The organism is Barnesiella propionica (genome assembly GCF_025567045.1).
GTDB lineage: Bacteria > Bacteroidota > Bacteroidia > Bacteroidales > Barnesiellaceae > Barnesiella_B > Barnesiella_B propionica.
In genome coordinates this window covers 454,172-471,971 of sequence record NZ_JAOQJK010000002.1, presented here as the reverse complement: position 1 = coordinate 471,971, position 17,800 = coordinate 454,172, and the positions used below count along the sequence as shown (strand labels likewise).

Here is a 17,800-nt window from a genome sequence, read left to right as displayed (position 1 = left end):
ATAAAAAATATTGTATTCTATTTTGTAGTTTACTTTTATTTTCTATTTAAAATATATATATTTTTATCTTTTAAGTATATTATTTAGATTTTGATTCTTAGCTTGACAATCGGTTCGGAATAAATATTTTTATTTTACAGCTTGATTTTGCTACATTCTTAAAAGATAATAAACGCATTCTGCTGCATGGGTAGTTATATTTTGGGGTAATATTTCTTTTTTGGTCCCGCTTTATTATTTACTATGTTCTTACTTCTATTTTTATTTTCTATCTTTGTTTCAAATAAATTTGATATGATACAACTTGGTAAATACAATACCCTTCGTATTGTAAAAGATCTGGAATTTGGTTTGTATTTGGATGGAGGCGAAAAAGGAGAAATACTTTTACCGCGAAAATATGTACCTTCATCTTATGAGATAGGAGATGAATTGACTGTGTTTATTTATCTTGATTCCGAGGATCGTATTATTGCCACTACTCAGCATCCGTTCATTCAGGTGGGGGAATTCGCTTTATTGGAAGTTCGTTCGGTAAATAGAGTGGGCGCTTTTTTGGATTGGGGGTTAGCTAAAGATCTTCTTGTACCTTTCAGGGAACAGAAGATGACCATGCAGCAAGGACGGAGTTATGTTGTGTATGCTTATGTGGATCATGTTACCGGACGTATAGCCGCTTCGGCAAAACTGGATAAATTTTTGGATAATCTGGAACCCTCGTTCGAACCGAATGAAGAGGTGGATATCTTGATCGTAAAACAAACCGATTTGGGGTTTAAAGTTGTTATAAACAATCTTTTTGGAGGTATGATATATCATAATGAAATATTTTCATCTGTAGAGGTCGGTGATAAAATGAAGGGATATATCAAACAAGTGAGAGAGGATGGAAAGATCGATGTTATGCTGCAACCTTTCGGCTATGAAAAGATAGGACCTTTATCGGATCAGATACTGGCTAGTTTACGTGGAAATAACGGTTTCCTGCCACTTTCGGATAAATCGTCGTCCGAGGAAATAAGCAATTATTTCGGTTGCAGTAAGAAGAATTTTAAAAAAGCTATCGGAGCCTTGTATAAGCAACATTCTATTATGATAGAAGACGATGGAATAAAACTGAATTCTTGAAATAGTTCGTTTTTTAAGATTTTCTCACTTAATCTATATTTTCCGGGTTAAAAAGAACTTTTTTTATTACCTATTGTTTTAATGGATGTAAAGTTCCTGTGAAAGAGAGCTTTCATCATATCAATAGGTATAACAAAATATTAACAACTATGAAAAGAGTTCTATTATTAATCGCTCTGGCAATGGGGAGTTTAATCGTATTTGCCCAGAAACCCAACAAAAACGAAGTAAAGAAATTACAGAATTTTTTACAGCAGACATCCGCCAAGGGCGATGCCAACTATCAACGCTTAGGCATTGCATCGCTTAATTCCCCGGAGACCTGGACGGGGGTCGTGTGGAGCAACGGTCGTGTCGTGTCGATAGATTGGAAGGATAAAGATTTATCCGGAAATCTGGATGTAGACGGATTTACGGCTTTGCGTTCTATGGATTGTTCCCGTAACAAAATAAAACAAGTAAATGTAAGTAATTGTACTATTCTCGCTACTTTGAATGTGAGCCGTAATCAATTGTCCGAATTGGATATAGACGGATGTACCGCACTTACCAAACTGGATTGTTATAAAAACAGACTGACTTCTTTGTCGGTAGCTAATGCTCCTGTTCTTAAATCTGTGAATTGCTCCGGAAATCTGTTTGTCGAGTTAAATGTAAATGGTGCCGAACAACTGGAATCACTGAATACCCAGAGCTGTCATTTGGAATCTTTGAGTGTGGATAGTTGCCGGAATCTTAAAAATCTGTATTGCGGTTATAACAAGCTTACTGATCTGAATCTGTTCGGTACAGTGAATTTGCAAAATTTGAATATAGACAATAATGAAATATCTACAATGATAATTTCTAAGTTGCCTACTCTGTTTTCATTGATATGCAGTGATAATAATATGAAGACTTTAGGAGTACTTAATTGTAATGCTCTTATGGATTTGGTTTGTTCTTATAATAATTTGGCTACTCTTAATCTGGATGGGACGGATAAACTTTATTTTGTCGATTGTTCCTATAATGATCTTTCAACTTTAGATTTAAGTAACAGAACTTATTTGCAGCGGTTATTGTGTAATAACAATCAGTTGAATATGCTCGATGTTTCTTTTTGTCCCAATCTGGTTTATATAAATTGCCGTTATAACCAATTGACCGATCTTCGTACAATGGGAGACGATAATCTTCGTATGATAGCCTGTCAGTGGAATTATTAATGAGCAGTTTTTTGCAAAACGAAAAGGACGCTTTATCAGGCGTCCTTTTTGTTTAATTCAAGGTTTCAACAGATAAAATAATTAGGAATATGTTCCCTTTCGTCATCCGAAGATATTTGTTCTATTAGGTCATACGTTCTGCGCTGAGAGCGTATTTTCTCTCCCGATGTACATATATAATTATTATTCAGGTTTTCATCTACCAGACAAGCTTGTGTATTATCTTGTAACTGTAAAGTAAGTATGTTGATGATGGTCCGCTTAATGAGAGAGTCGAGAATGGGCAGTGCTGTCTCTATACGCCGGTTAAGATTCCGCTTCATCCAGTCGGCAGATGATATATATACTTCTTCTTTTCCACCGCCATAAAAATACCATACGCGAGCGTGTTCCAGATAAGAATCTATGATGCGTATAATCCGGATGTTTTTGCTGTAGGGTTGATTGGGGACTAAACAATTTATTCCTCTTACGATAAGGTCTATTTTGACTCCGGCGATGCTTGCATCATAAAGGGCATTGATCATTTCTGTGTCTTGGAGCCCATTCATTTTAAGGATAATATGCGCTCGTTTTCCCATTTTAGCTTGTTCTGTCTCATATGCTATTTTAGCTTTAAGTTCGGTAAGCATATTAAATTGGGCGACCAGCAGGTTATCAAATCTGCAGTGGCTTAACGAACCATCTAAAATGCAGAAAAGATTATTCAAGTCGGTAGCGATCCTTTCATTTGAAGTAAAAATACCCATATCGGAATAAATACGGGCTGTGTCTTCATTAAAGTTACCTGTACTCAGAAAAACATAATTGCGTGAGTTTTCGTTTTCAGCAGAAGGACGTAGTCTGACCAGAATTGCTTTAGCATGAACTTTCAGTCCTGGGGTACTGTAAACAACGCGTATACCGGAATCCTGCATGAGTTCGGATGTTATGATATTATTTTCTTCATCGAAACGAGCTTTGATTTCTACATATACGGTAACTTTTTTTTGGTTACGGGCTGCTTTTATCAGTTCATTGATTATGGCAGAATTCTCAGCGACCCGGTATTGCGTGAGTTTTATTTCGGCTACATCCGGATTATTGGCTGCTTCGTCCAGGAAGCGGGTCAGGTAGTCAAAAGATTGGTATGGGAAATGTATAAAGACATCTTGTTTATCAATAACATCGAACATCTGCTTGGATTTATCGAAAGTTTTGATGTGTAGAGGGGCTGGCGATATACTGGTAAGCCGTTTCCCGGTAGGGTTGGGTAGCCTGGATAAATCTTCCAGAGTCAGGTAAGGCCCCATCGGCAGACACTGAGATTCTGGCATATTATAAGCGTCGCAGAGAAATTGCAACATATCTTTCGGCATACGTGCATCATAGACCAGCCTGTTGGCATTTCCTATTTTTCTCTTTTTAACTCTTTTTCTCACTTCATCTACCAGGTTACCACCGTCTTTGGTCTCAATTGAAAAGTCTGCATTTCGGGAGACTCTTATTTCATAATGTGAATCTACGATAAATCCGGGAAAAATAATATCCAGGTTAAGAGAAATAATATCATCTATGAAAATGAGATAATATTTCTCATCCTGCGGCGGTAATTCGATAAAACGGGGTACTTTGCTAAAAGGTATTTTTATCTGGGCATAGTAAGGTTGCCGAGTATTGTCACCTTTTTTATAAAGTTTGATTGCTATATATAATCTGTTATCCCTTAGAAAAGAAACTATATCGTTTTTTAAAATAAGAACTGGTTGCAGATAAGGAAAAACTTCTTCTTTGAAATAATTCCTTATAACGGACTTATGATTTTCCAAGATATTTTTTCCTTGATATAGGACGATGTTTTCTTTCTTTAATTCAGGAATAATGTCGTTAAAAAATATATGATTAAAATCTTTTAATTGCCTGCCCACTTCTTTGTTTATTTCCTGAAGAGTAGCTGTGGCAGCAGTTATTTCCTCGGGCGATGCGTCTTTCTGGGCCAGAGTTTGATGATATTCCGATACCCGCACTCTATAAAATTCTTCCTGGTTGGATGAATATATGGATAAAAACTTGATTCTATCGTATAAAGGCAGTTCATGGTTCATAGCTTCTTTCATAACTCTGTAGTTGAATGAGAGCCAGCTTATATCGCGTTTGAAATACTTTCGTTTTTCCTCCATAACTTTCAGTTTTATGAACTTGGTTTGTAAATATAAGAATTTTTTGTCTAATAGTTTACACCGGATTTTTAAAAACATGGCTTGGCGATGTTAATAATTCTATTTGCTTATTTAATATCTTCTTAATTTTGCAGACTCAGAAAAAAATAGTAATATAGCGAATTATTTATGAATTTTGTAAAAACATCTGCCCAGTGGATTATAAACTTTTCATAGAAAATTTGCAGGATCGTACAGGTAAAGATAAAAAGGAGACCGAGAAATATTTGGGGGTTTTGATGCAAATTATGAAGGAAAAATGTGCATCAATGGATTCTGTTTCCATACAAGGGTTCGGGACCTTTGAACCCCGCAAAAAGCTGGAACGTATAGCTGTAAATCCCGCTACAGGAAAGAGAATGCTCATTCCTCCCAAAATCGTTCTTTCTTTTAAACCCGGTATAAATATAAAGAATAAACTTAAAGAGCTATCGGAAAAATGAATGCGAAAATATCATTTCCCGATTTGATAGATTTGTTTGCACAAAAGTTATCGATTACGAAAAAAGAATCGGAAGCTTTTCTAAAAGAGTTTTTTGTGCTTTCTTCGGATGTCATATCTACGGGTGAACAATTAAAAATAAGCGGTTTAGGTATTTTTAAACCAATATGGGTAGAAGCACGTACCAGTGTGAACGTCCAGACCGGGCAACCTTTTGAGATTCCCGGGCATTATAAATTATCCTTTGTGCCGGATAAGGTGCTTCGTGAAGCTGTAAACGCTCCTTTTTCCTGTTTTAGCGTGGAGGTTATTGAGGATGATGTAAATCTTGCGGATGTGAATGTCGATCGTGATAATGAAGAAGATTTGGGAAATGAAAGGGGTATGGACGAAACCGGACTTGTTTCCGGCTCTGTCATTGAAATTGAGGAAAATTCTGTAAAAGAAATCGTTGTTACTGAACAAGAAGAGACTGTTCCTGCAGAAAAAGTTAATTCTGTAGTTTCTTCGGTCGTCACATCGCCGCAACAGGAGGAGAATGATATGGAAAAAAGTGAGAAGTTGTCGGCAGAAATAGAAAAAAAATCTAAAAATATTGAGGAGACATCTCGTGCTGGAATTGTTTCTCCACCAGATGTGGTTCCGGATGATGTAGAGACTGTCGCGGAATGTGAGAGAGAAGAGAAAAAGAAAGCACACCGTAGAGGTTATCTGGTCGGTTTTTTATCGGCATGTAGTTTGTTATTTTTAGGAATAGCGATATGGTTGTTTGTGTCCTTATATTGTATGGACCGGGAGATCAAACTTGAGATTGCACCTATAACGTTTACTATAACAAATATAGAAAAGAACAATGACCCCCCATTGGTTGTTAATACTATGACGACCGATTCGATAAAAGCGGTGGCCAGACTGAATCAGACGGCGAAGGTCGAGACAGGAAATGCTCCGATGAGTGAAAATGATACGTTGACACGGCCTGATATATCCGAATCGGATGTTGAGAAGAAAAATATGGAGCCGGAGATTCTTTCAGACAAAGTGATCGAAGAAACAATCAGGCCGGGAATATTTCTCACGACATTAGCTTTGAAACATTATGGACATAAAGCTTTTTGGGTATATATATATGAAGAGAATAAATCTCATATTAAGAATCCTGATGTAATAGCCATAGGAACTAAATTGATCATTCCGGACGCTTCTAAATATGGTATAGATGCGAAAAATAAAGAGTCGATAGACAAAGCTAAAGAGTTGGCAATGAAGCTGGTTGATAAAAACAGATAATGGAAATCTAAGTCGTCATCTTGCAGGGAGTTGGCGACTTAGTTTTTTTTAATTAACATGTTAGCCATTTTTAACAGATTAAATGTTAAATCATAACATATCATCATTACTTTTGCAAGTAAAGATATGATAATAATAATAGAATAATTTACAATTAATAATATTTAAAAATATGAGTCAAACAGTTGATATTCGAGAACTTAATGAACTAATAGCCAGTAAAAGTTCATTTGTGAATACGATTACGATGGGAATGGATCAGATTATAGTGGGTCAGAAGCATTTAGTAGATTCATTGTTGATAGGATTACTCTCTAATGGTCATATTTTACTGGAGGGTGTTCCGGGATTGGCAAAAACATTGGCGATTAAAACATTGGCATCTTTGATAGATGCGAAATATAGCCGTATACAATTCACCCCCGATTTACTTCCTGCCGATGTCGTGGGTACGATGGTTTACAGTCAGGCAAAAGAACAGTTCCTTGTAAAAAAAGGTCCGATATTCGCCAATTTTGTATTGGCTGATGAAATTAACCGTGCTCCGGCCAAGGTGCAGAGTGCATTATTAGAGGCTATGCAGGAACGCCAGGTAACGATAGGAGAACAGACATTTAAATTGGACGACCCGTTTTTGGTGATGGCTACCCAGAATCCTATCGAACAGGAAGGAACCTATCCGCTTCCCGAAGCACAGGTGGACCGTTTTATGCTTAAAGTCATTATCGGATATCCTAAAAAAGAAGAAGAAAAACAAATCATCAGACAAAATATCAGCGGAGATAAACAGGTCGTAACTCCTGTTATTAAACCTCATGAAATCGTAGAAGTCCGTGATATCGTACGAAAAGTTTATATTGATGAAAAAATAGAGCGTTATATAGTGGATATAGTGTTTGCTACCCGCTATCCGCAGGATCATGGATTAGGGGATTTGAAAGAGATGATATCTTTCGGAGCTTCTCCCCGTGCATCAATCAACCTGGCTTTAGCAGCCCGTTCTTATGCATTCCTGAAACAAAGGGGATATGTTATTCCTGAAGATGTACGTGCGGTATGTCATGATGTTTTACGTCACCGTATAGGGCTTAGTTATGAGGCCGAAGCTAATAATATGACTTCGGAAGAAATCATCAGCGAGATACTGAATAAGGTAGAGGTGCCCTGATTCGTAGAAACGTAGATATATGGAAACAAGCGAACTGTTAAAGAAAGTACGTCAAATAGAGATTAAAACTCGCGGACTCTCCCGTAATATATTTGCAGGGGAGTATCACTCTGCGTTTAAAGGACGTGGTATGGCTTTTTCGGAAGTTCGTGAGTATCAATATGGGGATGACGTACGGGATATTGATTGGAATGTAACTGCCCGTCATAATAAACCTTTTATAAAGGTTTTTGAAGAAGAACGTGAGCTGACGGTGATACTCCTTGTGGATGTTTCGTCCAGTCGTGATTTTGGAGCCATAGGTGAGATGAAAAGAGAAATGATTGCTGAAATTGCAGCGACCATAGCTTTCTCCGCCATACAGAATAACGATAAGATTGGAGTTATCTTTTTCTCCGATAAAATAGAAAAATTCATTCCTCCTAAAAAAGGGAAAAAGCATATTTTATACATTATCAGAGAATTGATAGATTTTCAGCCGGAAGATAAAGGAACGGATTTAGGTGTCGTACTGGAGTATATGACGAATGCCATTAAAAAAAGAAGTACGGCGTTTCTAATATCTGATTTTATTGCTGCGCCCGATTATAGTAATGCATTATCTATAGCCGGTCGTAAACATGATTTGGTTGCTATACAGGTTTATGATAAACGAGAAACTGAACTTCCGGATGTAGGGCTCATAAAAATGTATGATGCAGAAAGGGAAACAGAAAATTGGGTAGATTCGTCTTCTTCGAAAGTTCGTAAAACATATGCTCAATGGTGGAAGAACCGCCAGGCCGTAATGCAGGACACTTTGCGAAAAAGCCGCGTAGACCTCGCTTCTATAGCGACGGATGAAGATTATGTCGTTGCACTCATGAACTTGTTCAAAAGACGAGGCTGATAATAAAAAATTGGAAGAGAATGGTTGCATTGAATTATAAATCGGTATTAAAGGCGGTTTGCCTTTCTATAGTATTGGGAACATCTTTCGGGTTATCGGCCGATAATGTGGTCGTGAAAGCCAGAATGGATTCTACGGCTATATGGATGGGGGAACAGACTGTTATCCATTTGGAAATGGTTCAGGATAAAGGACAGACCGTTATGTTACCTGTTATTGGCGATACTTTGGTTTCCGGAGTAGAAGTTTTGAAAATATCGAAGCCCGATACGACAGACCTGAAAAACAATCGTTTTCAGATTAATAACGATGTATTGGTAACTTCTTTTGATTCGGGGTTTTATTATATTCCTCCGTTCAAATACATACTGGGTAAAGATACGTTTAAAACGAATGAGCTAAGTCTTAAAGTCGTTCCTGTAGAAGTGGATACTACTGCCGCAGAAATGGATATTAAAGGGGTGGATTCTCCTGAGTTCGTTTTATGGGACTTTATTCCGGAATGGATATGGTATGTACTCGTTATTTTGATTCTTATTGCTGCAGGAGTATTTGGATATATATATTGGAAAAAACATAAAATAGCTCCCGAAGCAATAGATGAGAAAAATTTGTTACCTCCTCACGAAAGGGCTTTGTCTGCATTGTCTGCATTGAAAGAATCTAAATTATGGCAGAGTGGACAGGAAAAGGAATATTATACGAAACTGACCGATATATTGAGGGAATATATTGATGAGCGTTTTCATGTAAATGCTATGGAAATGACATCTTCCCAGATTATAGATACGTTGCGTAGAAATGACGAGACAAAAGCGGTTAACCAGCAATTGAAGGAAATTCTGGAAATGGCCGATTTTGTAAAATTTGCCAAAATGAGGCCTTTGCCGGATGATAATGAAATGGCTATGCGCAGGGCTGTAAACTTTGTTGATGAAACCAAGCCCGAAGAACCGGTCATTTCTGAAATTGAAAATAAAGAAACTGCCGAAAGTAAAGATTCCGACGGAGTTTCACAAGTGAAATAATTATAGAGAACAGAATTATTTCTGTTATATAAAAAAAATAAAGAAATGGTATTTGCGAATCCGCTATATTTATTTTTACTGTTATTACTGATACCGGTAATAGTTTGGTATATACTTAAGCAAAAAAATGCTCAGGCCTCTTTGCAGGTTTCTACGACTCAGGCTTTTGATAAAATGCCGAAGAGCTATAAAGTATATTTACGTCATGTACGGTTTGCTTTGCGTTTATTAGTGATTACTTGTCTTATAATTGTACTTGCCAGACCGCAGTCTACCGATAACTGGCAGAATTCCTCAACGGAGGGTGTTGATATTGTTCTGGCTTTAGACATATCCGGTAGTATGATGGCCAGGGATTTTAAACCCGATAGAGTGGAAGCCGCGAAAGATGTTGCTGCGCAATTCGTATCGGGACGGGAGAATGATAATATAGGTCTTGTGATTTTTGCAGGAGAAAGCTTTACAATGTGTCCTATGACGACCGACCACGCTGTTTTACTGAATTTGATGAAGGATGTTCATTGTGGTATGGTAGATGACGGAACTGCTATAGGCGATGGGCTCGCAACGGCAATAAATCGTATAAAAGATGGTCCTGCCAAGTCCAAGACGATTATATTATTGACCGATGGTACCAATAATGCGGGAGATATAGCTCCGTTGACGGCTGCACAGATTGCGAAGTCATTGGGTATACGAGTTTATACGATAGGAGTGGGATCTAAAGGGCTGGCTCCTTATCCGGTTCAAACTCCTTACGGTATAACATATCAGAATATGCCCGTAGAGATAGATGAATCGGCTTTACAGCAGATAGCAGCTACTGCTGACGGAAAATATTTCAGGGCTACCAATAAAAATGTCTTGAAAAATATTTTCGAGGAGATAGATAAGATGGAGAAAACGAAGTTGACTGTAAAAGAATATAGCCGTAAAGAAGAAGATTTCATGCCCTGGGCTATTTTAGCACTTGTGCTGTTAGGAATGGAGATTGTTTTACGTAACACGTTGTTAAGGAATATTCCGTAAAAACTGATGAATATGTTTAGATTTGCACAACCTGAATATTTATTTTTATTGCTGATAGTCCCTGTCTTGTGGCTGTTGTTCATATATGCCCGTATAAGAACGAAGAAGAATTTGAAAAAATTCGGACGGATATCGGTACTATTTTCATTGATGCCTGATGTATCTAAGTATAAGCCATCTGTTAAATTTACCATACAGTCTCTGGCGTTTATCGTATTGATTTTTCTTATTGCACGTCCTCAGTTTGGTTCCAAGCTCGAAAAAGTGAAAAAACAGGGTGTCGAGATCATGATAGCGTTAGATGTTTCTAATTCGATGCTGGCGAAGGATATAACTCCTAATCGGTTGGAGAAGGCAAAAATGATGCTTTCGAAACTGGTAGATGAATTGGATAACGATAAAGTCGGACTTATTGTTTTTGCAGGCGATGCTTATACGCAATTACCGATTACTTCGGATTATGTATCTGCAAAAATGTTTTTGAATACGATAGATCCGAAAATGGTTCCTACTCAGGGAACGGCAATAGGACGTGCCATATCTACTGCAATGAATTCTTTCAGTCCTAATACGGAGGCCGATAAAGCGATCATAGTCATTACGGATGGAGAAAATCATGAAGACGATGCAGTGGGGATAGCCCGTGAGGCAGCTAAAAAAGGAATCAAAGTAGATGTTATTGGTATCGGTTCTCAACAAGGCGTACCCATTCCTAAGGGGAATAACGATAATGATTTTATTAAAGATAATGAAGGAAATGTCGTTATTACCAAACTTAATGAAGCAATGGGACAGGAGATTGCCAAGGCAGGTGAAGGAATATATGTGCGTGCGGATAATACAAGCAGTGCTACCCGGGCTTTATCTGAGGAGGTAAAGAAAATGAAGAAAGCCGATATCGAGAGCAAGGTGTATTCGGAGTATGACGAGCAATTCCAAGGGCTTGCTTGGATTGCGCTAATCCTACTGTTAGTAGACGTTTTTATTTTGGACAGAAAGAACAGTTGGTTGAAGAAAGTGAACTTTTTTTCTTGATTATGAATTAGTTTGAAAATAAAAGTTGAAAATGAGATATACGGTTTTGATATTTTGTATAGTAAGTTCTTTATTCGTATTCGGAGAGGATAATCTGACTCCGGCCAGTAAAAAAGAAAATTTTAAGGCGGAGAGAAACGATATACGCAAAGGGAATAATTTTTATAACGATCAAAAGTTTACCGAAGCTGAAATAGAATATCGCAAATCATTGGATGCCAATCCATCTTCTATGACGGGAACTTACAATCTGGGAAGTTCTCTTTATAAACAGGAAAAATGGAAAGATGCACGTAATGAATATATGAAAGTAGTGCAAGCGACTAAAGATTCTTTACAAGCTGCCCGTGCGTGGCATAATCTGGGAAATATTTCTTTAAAGGAAGAGAATTATGAGCAGAGTATAAAAGAGTATAAGAATGCATTAAGACGCAATCCTGCAGATAATGAAACCCGGTACAATTTGCGCTTGGCCCAGCTTCTTTTACAAAAGCAGCAGCAAGAGCAACAACAAAACCAGGATAAGGATAAAGATAAACAGGATCAAAATAAGGATCAGCAGAATAAGGAACAAAATAAAGACCGACAAGATCAGGATAAGCAAAATCAGGATCAGAAAGAACCTCAGAATCAAGATAAACAGGAACAGGAACAACAACAGCAGCAATCGTCCCAAATGTCGAAAGAAAATGCAGAGCAAATTCTGGAGGCCATACAACAGGATGAAAGAAATACTCAGGAGAAAGTAAAAAAAGCGTTGATGCAGCAGCAAAAGCGTAAGAAAACGGATAAAGAATGGTAATTTTGCCTAATCTTTACCGGAATATAAGAATTAAAATTTAATCATTGATATGAAAAAGATATTTTTCATTTTGACAGTTTTTTTATTAACGACGATAAGCCTGAAAGCAGAGGATGTGAGATTCTCGGCTTCCGGTCCCGGTCAGGTAATAAAAGGGCAGCAATTTCAAGTCGAATTCACTTTATATAATGCGAGCGGAAAAGATTTCCGGCTACCTGAGTTTTCAGGGTGTACGGTCTTGTACGATGCCGTATCACGAGGCAGCAGCATGTCTATTGTAAATGGGAATGTGTCGAGACAGTCTACCGAAACTTATGTAATTACTTTACGGGCCGATAAAGAAGGGAGTTTTACGATTCCTGCAGCTACCATAAAGGCGGATGGAAAATCATTGCAATCCAATACTTTATCTCTTAAAATTTTACCCCCTGATAAAGCACCTTCATCGGGAACCCCCGATCCTTATGGCAGAAACCAGAGTATCGAGCGGAGATCGTCCGGGGATATGTCCGATTCTCAAGTGTTCGTTCGTACTATATTATCGAAAACAAAAGTCTATGAACAAGAAGCTATACTTGCTACTATTAAACTTTATACCCGGGCGGCCGGAATACAAATAGAAAATTATAGTTTTCCCAGTTTTGAAGGTTTTGTAGTACAAGATATACCTTTACCTCAGAATGCGTCGTTCGAATTGGAAAATTATAATGGTTTGAATTATAAAACGGCGGTATTGAAGAAGAGCCTTATTTTTCCGCAGCATTCTGGTAAGATCACGGTTTCTGCCGGAAAGTATGATATAGTAGCTCAAGTTTACCAGCTTGTAAACGGACCTTTCGGTGCGATGCGTGTCCCTCAGGAAGTTAAAAAAACGGTCGCTTCTAATGTGGCAACTGTAGATGTAATGGCCTTGCCTGCTGGAAAACCAGTATCCTTTATGGGTGGGGTTGGGAGTTTCTCTATTTCATCTTCTATAAGTTCTGAAAAGGTGAGAGCTAATGAAGCTGTTACGATTAAACTTGTTATAAAAGGCTCCGGAAATATTAAATATTTGAAGAATCCCGATATTAAATTTCCTTCGGATTTTGAAACTTATGACCCGAAAGTAGATGTGAATGTCAATACATCCTCTGTAGCTTCGTCAGGTACACGTACGATCGAATATACGACTATTCCCCGATTTGCCGGTGAGTTTACCATTCCAGGAGTCGAATTCTCTTATTTTAATCTTAATACGAAGAAGTATGAGACACTGACAACTCCATCATATAAACTGATGGTAGAAAAAGGAGCGCCGGGTTCGTCGACCGTAACTAACTTTACTAATAAAGAAGACGTTAAATTGTTGAATCAGGATATTCATTATATTCGTTTGAATAAGATGAATCTTCAGAAAGAACCGGATATTTATGTAAGCGGTTGGGGATATTGGTTGTGGTATATAATTCCGGCCCTGTTGTTTATGGCATTTATGGTTATTAATCGCAAGCAGGCTGCGGCAAATGCTAATATTACTTTGATGAAAACGAAAAAAGCCAATAAAGTTGCGACAAAACGTTTAAAGATTGCAGGTAAATATTTGAAGGAACATCAGAAAGAAAAATTTTATGATGAAGTACTGAAAGCAATGTGGGGATACTTAAGCGATAAATTGAGTTTGCCATTGTCTGAATTGACAAAAGATAATGTATCTGCGGAATTGAATCGTTATGGTGCGGGAGAAGAATTGATTCGGGATATTATAAATATATTGAATACTTGTGAGTTTGCTCAGTATGCGCCGTCTCAGTCCGATGAAGCTATGGATAAATTATATGCCGATACGGTTGACGCTATTGGCAAAATGGAGAATACGAAAAAAATAAAATGAATCGATTATGAAAAAAATATATAGTATTCTGTTTTTTTTAATTTGTGTTTGTACTACCTATGCGCAGGATGTGGTAACGCAGGCCAATGAGGCCTATGAACAGGAAGACTTTAAAAAAGCTATCGAATTATATGAGACTGCACTTAAAGAGCAAGGTAAATCGGCCGATTTATATTATAATTTGGGAAATGCATATTATAAAGATAACCACTATGCCGAAGCTATATTGAATTATGAAAGGGCATTATTGCTTTCTCCCGGTGACGAAGATGTCCGTTTTAATCTGGATATGGCTAAATCGCATATTACGGATAAAATCGAGCCGGTAGAAACTTTTTTCCTGACAATGTGGTTCCATTCTGTTCGCGACAGTCTTTCTTCGAATGCATGGGCCGTTGTGGGAATCGTCAGCTTTTTGCTAATTATAGTATGTTTATTTCTCTATTTTTTTACGCGCATCGTCGTGCTGAAAAAAATAGGTTTTTTTCTGGGGCTTATATTGGTGCTTGTAACCATCATTGCTAATAATTTTGCTTTTAGTTTAAAAGACAAATTGACCGATAGGGAAGAAGCTATCATATTTGCGCCTACTATTACTGTAAAAAGTTCTCCTGCGGATAGTGGAACCGATCTGTTTATTTTACATGAGGGGACGAAAGTCTCTGTATTAAGTACGGTCGGTGAATGGTCCGAAATAAAATTGAGTGACGGCAATAGGGGATGGATGCCGACCGGTAAGCTGAGAATCATATAAATCTTAAATATACCTATTCAAGATCAATAGTTTATGTGTTTCCTCTTTGGAATGTTTTAACTTTCGATCTTGAATTATTTTTTTAATTATATATAATCATTTTATGCTTGAACGTCTTATAGAAATAGATAAATCTGTTCTTTTGTTTTTTAACGGAGGACATTCTGCCTATCTGGATAAGGTTATGTGGATTTATAGTGGAAAGTTGATCTGGTTACCATTGGTACTGGTTATACTTTGGGCCATTTTTTATAAGAAAAAATTTGCAGAAGCATTCCTTGTTCTGGTTATGGTTGTTTTGGTTGCCACCTTATGCGACCAAATATCTTCGTCTTTGATAAAACCGTTTTTTGCCAGGTTCAGGCCGGTTCAAGATCCGGATTTTTCATCTTTTGTACAAATAGTGAATGGATATAGGGGCGGACGTTATGGTTTTGTTTCCAGCCATGCAGCCAATAGCTTTGGAGTCGTGACTTTTCTTATTTTGCTATATCGTAATAAGTGGTTATCTTTTACTTGTCTATTGTGGGCTGTATTTAATTGTTATTCCAGAATGTTTCTGGGCGTACATTTCCCCGGAGATATATTGTTCGGATCATTGTTAGGAATTATTATAGGCGTTGGAGTTTGGTTTCTATATAAGTATATGCGGGGTTATATGTTTAAAAAAGAGGGTGAGGCTGCTGTAACGATTCCCTATATAAAAGATAAGAATGCTAAATATATAAGTATCGCCGTATGGACGACTTTCGTATTTATACTTATTTTTGCCCCTTTAATAGGTTTTTGGTAAAGAAGAAAATGAATTTATGTCAGGCATGATTCGATTAAGAAAAAGAATTATGCCTTTTTCTTTTTCTGCTGAAAAATATGAGAATAAAATTTGGAAATGTCGATTTTTGAATATAAATTTATTGCGTATAAAAAATAACCGCGAACTTATAACCATTAAAAACATTAAAATTATGACAAAGACAATAACTTTCAATGAACTGCGTCGTATCAAAGATAGTTTGCCCGACGGTTCAATCCATAGAATTGCAGATGAATTGAATGTAACAGATCAAACTGTTCGCAATTATTTTGGAGGTAGTAACTATCAGTTTGGAAAGAATTGTGGTTTACATATAGAACCTGGGCCCGATGGAGGAATTGTTGTACTGGATAATACTACTATTTATGATATGGCAGTTAATATTTTGGAAGAAGAAAATAAAAAGGTAGAATAATTAATAAATATATTACTTAATATGGAAGATGACAAGTTGATTACACTGGCTATTCATACATATGAAAAAGCCCAGATTATAAAAGGTATTTTGGAGAGTGAGGGAATTCCCGTAGTAATCCAGAATGTAAACCTTGTTCAACCTGTCGTATCTTCGGGAGTAAGAATAAGAATTAAAGAAAAAGACCTTCCTCATGCATTGGAAATTCTGGAGCAATATCCGATTTTCGGAAAAGAGACGGAAGTAAAGGCAGAAGTTGTTAGTCCCCAGGTTTTGATTCCTGTGGACTTTTCCGATTATTCGTATAAAGCTTGTCAGATAGGCTTCGACTTTGCCCATTCACATAATGCCGAGGTCATATTATTGCATTCTGTCAATTCTTATTATACTCCATTACCTATGGCCGATTCTTTTAAAGATGAAATAAGCGAACTGGAGGCTTATAAACAAATGCAAGAAATGGTGAGCAAGGAAGCTAACCGTTTTTCTGCCATGTTACATCGAAGAATAGAAGACCATGAATTGCCTTACGCTAAATTTACATTTACAATTCAGGACGGTATCCCCGAAGATGTTATAATTTCCACGGGGAAAAGAGCTAAACCTATTATTACAGTCATGGGAACCCGGGGAAAAAACCAAAAGGAGCTGGATCTCATTGGCAGTGTAACGGCTGAAGTTCTGGATGCAGGGAAATTTCCTGTTTTTGCCGTTCCGGAAAATATTCCATATACTAGTATCGAGAGGATTAAAAGTGTTGCTTTTTTTACCAATTTCGACCAGCAGGATTTAATCGCATTGGATACCTTTATGAGATTGATGGGAGAATATGAATTCGGAATCAATTTTGTACATTTATCTAATAGGAAAGATGCTTGGACAGAAATAAAACTAGTCGGAATAAAAGATTATTTTGAAAAACATTATAAAGGACGTCAGGCACAATATACAATGCTAAACGAAGAGAATTTCCTGGATAATGTAGAAAAGATAATTAAAGAGTCTGCTATTGATTTATTGGCTATGCCAAATAGAAAAAGGAATATTTTTGCTCGGTTATTTAATCCGAGTATTGCTCATAAAATGTTGTTCCATGCTGATACACCTTTATTGGTTATTCCTTCCTAAGCATGGGACGTGCAGGCTCGCATATGCGTGACGCATATTTATTTCGGGTATTACATCGAGAGAAGTAATACCCGAAATTTTTATTATGTTATTTTTTCAAACAAATATGCCAAAAGTATTGTTATATCTACAATATAGAGGATAAAACATGTCAGTGTCTTAACTATGCCGTATTTATTATGCTGTCGTTTTGGCAGATTTTAGGCTAAAATATGTTTTGGCATGAAATTCGCTATATGTCTAATGATTGCTTTTCAAAGAAGCATCATGAAATAATATTATTATTAAGTGTAACTAAAAATATAAATAACAATGAACATTAGACCATTGGCAGACAGAGTGCTCATACAGCCTGCTCCTGCAGAAGAAAAAACAGTTGGCGGAATCATTATTCCCGATTCTGCGAAAGAAAAACCTTTGAAAGGTGAAGTCAAAGCAGTTGGTAACGGTACGAAAGATGAAGAGATGGTTGTAAAACCGGGTGATACCGTTTTATATGGTAAATATGCCGGAACGGAAATAGAACTTGACGGTGAGAAATATTTGATCATGCGTCAGTCAGATATTTTGGCGATTCTCTAATTTTTTGTTGATTATTATTA

The 17,800-nt window shown here is 37.1% G+C and carries 17 protein-coding genes; 16 read left to right on the top strand and 1 reads right to left on the bottom strand.

The features are described 5' to 3' along the window. Window positions 1–294: 294 nt before the first annotated feature. Window positions 295–1,128, top strand: coding sequence for a CvfB family protein (locus OCV73_RS04475; RefSeq protein WP_147549483.1), 834 nt, complete (start codon window positions 295–297; stop codon window positions 1,126–1,128). Between the two features lie 149 nt (window positions 1,129–1,277). Continuing rightward, on the top strand, window positions 1,278–2,336 hold the full coding sequence (locus tag OCV73_RS04470) for a leucine-rich repeat domain-containing protein (RefSeq protein ID WP_147549480.1): 1,059 nt from the start codon (window positions 1,278–1,280) through the stop codon (window positions 2,334–2,336). Window positions 2,337–2,401: 65 nt separating this feature from the next. On the opposite strand, the gene ppk1 is transcribed toward OCV73_RS04470, so the two are convergent. Next, window positions 2,402–4,495 (bottom strand): polyphosphate kinase 1, encoded by a 2,094-nt coding sequence (gene ppk1, locus OCV73_RS04465; protein WP_147549477.1) that lies wholly within the window; start codon window positions 4,493–4,495, stop codon window positions 2,402–2,404. A gap of 194 nt (window positions 4,496–4,689) precedes the next feature. Here ppk1 and OCV73_RS04460 point away from each other — a divergent pair, with 194 nt between their 5' ends. From OCV73_RS04460 to OCV73_RS04395, 14 genes are all read left to right on the top strand, one after another. Continuing rightward, complete coding sequence (locus OCV73_RS04460) at window positions 4,690–4,977, top strand: HU family DNA-binding protein (RefSeq protein WP_147549474.1); 288 nt, start codon at window positions 4,690–4,692, stop codon at window positions 4,975–4,977. Continuing rightward, window positions 4,974–6,266: an HU family DNA-binding protein gene (locus OCV73_RS04455; RefSeq protein ID WP_147549471.1), complete on the top strand. Its 1,293-nt coding sequence runs from the start codon at window positions 4,974–4,976 to the stop codon at window positions 6,264–6,266. Before OCV73_RS04460 ends, OCV73_RS04455 begins: the two co-directional genes overlap by 4 nt. Before the next feature lie 172 nt (window positions 6,267–6,438). Then, the gene (locus OCV73_RS04450; RefSeq protein WP_147549467.1) at window positions 6,439–7,434 is read left to right on the top strand and encodes an AAA family ATPase; all 996 of its coding nucleotides are present in this window, start codon (window positions 6,439–6,441) and stop codon (window positions 7,432–7,434) included. A gap of 19 nt (window positions 7,435–7,453) precedes the next feature. After that, window positions 7,454–8,323, top strand: coding sequence for a DUF58 domain-containing protein (locus OCV73_RS04445; protein WP_147549464.1), 870 nt, complete (start codon window positions 7,454–7,456; stop codon window positions 8,321–8,323). 20 nt (window positions 8,324–8,343) lie between these two features. Next, window positions 8,344–9,351, top strand: a complete 1,008-nt coding sequence (locus OCV73_RS04440; RefSeq protein ID WP_147549461.1) for a cell wall anchor protein — start codon at window positions 8,344–8,346, stop codon at window positions 9,349–9,351. A 45-nt stretch (window positions 9,352–9,396) separates the two neighbouring features. Beyond that, window positions 9,397–10,380 carry a vWA domain-containing protein gene (locus tag OCV73_RS04435; RefSeq protein ID WP_147549458.1) on the top strand — a complete coding sequence of 328 codons (984 nt, stop codon included), beginning with the start codon at window positions 9,397–9,399 and terminating at the stop codon, window positions 10,378–10,380. 12 nt (window positions 10,381–10,392) lie between these two features. Continuing rightward, a complete protein-coding gene (locus OCV73_RS04430; RefSeq protein ID WP_147549455.1) occupies window positions 10,393–11,415 on the top strand; it encodes a vWA domain-containing protein in 1,023 nt (340 codons plus the stop codon). Window positions 11,416–11,446: 31 nt separating this feature from the next. After that, window positions 11,447–12,217, top strand: a complete 771-nt coding sequence (locus OCV73_RS04425) for a tetratricopeptide repeat protein (RefSeq protein WP_147549451.1) — start codon at window positions 11,447–11,449, stop codon at window positions 12,215–12,217. Between the two features lie 49 nt (window positions 12,218–12,266). After that, window positions 12,267–14,087, top strand: a complete 1,821-nt coding sequence (locus OCV73_RS04420) for a BatD family protein (RefSeq protein WP_147549448.1) — start codon at window positions 12,267–12,269, stop codon at window positions 14,085–14,087. Window positions 14,088–14,094: 7 nt separating this feature from the next. Continuing rightward, complete coding sequence (locus OCV73_RS04415; protein ID WP_147549445.1) at window positions 14,095–14,841, top strand: tetratricopeptide repeat protein; 747 nt, start codon at window positions 14,095–14,097, stop codon at window positions 14,839–14,841. A 103-nt stretch (window positions 14,842–14,944) separates the two neighbouring features. Further along, complete coding sequence (locus tag OCV73_RS04410) at window positions 14,945–15,634, top strand: phosphatase PAP2 family protein (RefSeq protein ID WP_147549442.1); 690 nt, start codon at window positions 14,945–14,947, stop codon at window positions 15,632–15,634. 172 nt (window positions 15,635–15,806) lie between these two features. Next, complete coding sequence (locus tag OCV73_RS04405; RefSeq protein ID WP_147549682.1) at window positions 15,807–16,070, top strand: DNA-binding protein; 264 nt, start codon at window positions 15,807–15,809, stop codon at window positions 16,068–16,070. A 21-nt stretch (window positions 16,071–16,091) separates the two neighbouring features. After that, the gene (locus OCV73_RS04400; RefSeq protein WP_147549439.1) at window positions 16,092–17,198 is read left to right on the top strand and encodes a universal stress protein; all 1,107 of its coding nucleotides are present in this window, start codon (window positions 16,092–16,094) and stop codon (window positions 17,196–17,198) included. Between the two features lie 312 nt (window positions 17,199–17,510). Continuing rightward, window positions 17,511–17,780: a co-chaperone GroES gene (locus OCV73_RS04395; protein WP_147549436.1), complete on the top strand. Its 270-nt coding sequence runs from the start codon at window positions 17,511–17,513 to the stop codon at window positions 17,778–17,780. Window positions 17,781–17,800 lie beyond the last annotated feature (20 nt).

Coding starts and splice junctions, on each gene's coding strand:
- OCV73_RS04475 (WP_147549483.1), top strand. CDS start 295: ATGATACAACTTGGTAAATACAATACCCTTCGTATTGTAAAAGATCTG.
- OCV73_RS04470 (WP_147549480.1), top strand. CDS start 1,278: ATGAAAAGAGTTCTATTATTAATCGCTCTGGCAATGGGGAGTTTAATC.
- ppk1 (WP_147549477.1), bottom strand. CDS start 4,495: ATGGAGGAAAAACGAAAGTATTTCAAACGCGATATAAGCTGGCTCTCA.
- OCV73_RS04455 (WP_147549471.1), top strand. CDS start 4,974: ATGAATGCGAAAATATCATTTCCCGATTTGATAGATTTGTTTGCACAA.
- OCV73_RS04450 (WP_147549467.1), top strand. CDS start 6,439: ATGAGTCAAACAGTTGATATTCGAGAACTTAATGAACTAATAGCCAGT.
- OCV73_RS04445 (WP_147549464.1), top strand. CDS start 7,454: ATGGAAACAAGCGAACTGTTAAAGAAAGTACGTCAAATAGAGATTAAA.
- OCV73_RS04440 (WP_147549461.1), top strand. CDS start 8,344: ATGGTTGCATTGAATTATAAATCGGTATTAAAGGCGGTTTGCCTTTCT.
- OCV73_RS04435 (WP_147549458.1), top strand. CDS start 9,397: ATGGTATTTGCGAATCCGCTATATTTATTTTTACTGTTATTACTGATA.
- OCV73_RS04430 (WP_147549455.1), top strand. CDS start 10,393: ATGTTTAGATTTGCACAACCTGAATATTTATTTTTATTGCTGATAGTC.
- OCV73_RS04425 (WP_147549451.1), top strand. CDS start 11,447: ATGAGATATACGGTTTTGATATTTTGTATAGTAAGTTCTTTATTCGTA.
- OCV73_RS04420 (WP_147549448.1), top strand. CDS start 12,267: ATGAAAAAGATATTTTTCATTTTGACAGTTTTTTTATTAACGACGATA.
- OCV73_RS04415 (WP_147549445.1), top strand. CDS start 14,095: ATGAAAAAAATATATAGTATTCTGTTTTTTTTAATTTGTGTTTGTACT.
- OCV73_RS04410 (WP_147549442.1), top strand. CDS start 14,945: ATGCTTGAACGTCTTATAGAAATAGATAAATCTGTTCTTTTGTTTTTT.
- OCV73_RS04405 (WP_147549682.1), top strand. CDS start 15,807: ATGACAAAGACAATAACTTTCAATGAACTGCGTCGTATCAAAGATAGT.
- OCV73_RS04400 (WP_147549439.1), top strand. CDS start 16,092: ATGGAAGATGACAAGTTGATTACACTGGCTATTCATACATATGAAAAA.
- OCV73_RS04395 (WP_147549436.1), top strand. CDS start 17,511: ATGAACATTAGACCATTGGCAGACAGAGTGCTCATACAGCCTGCTCCT.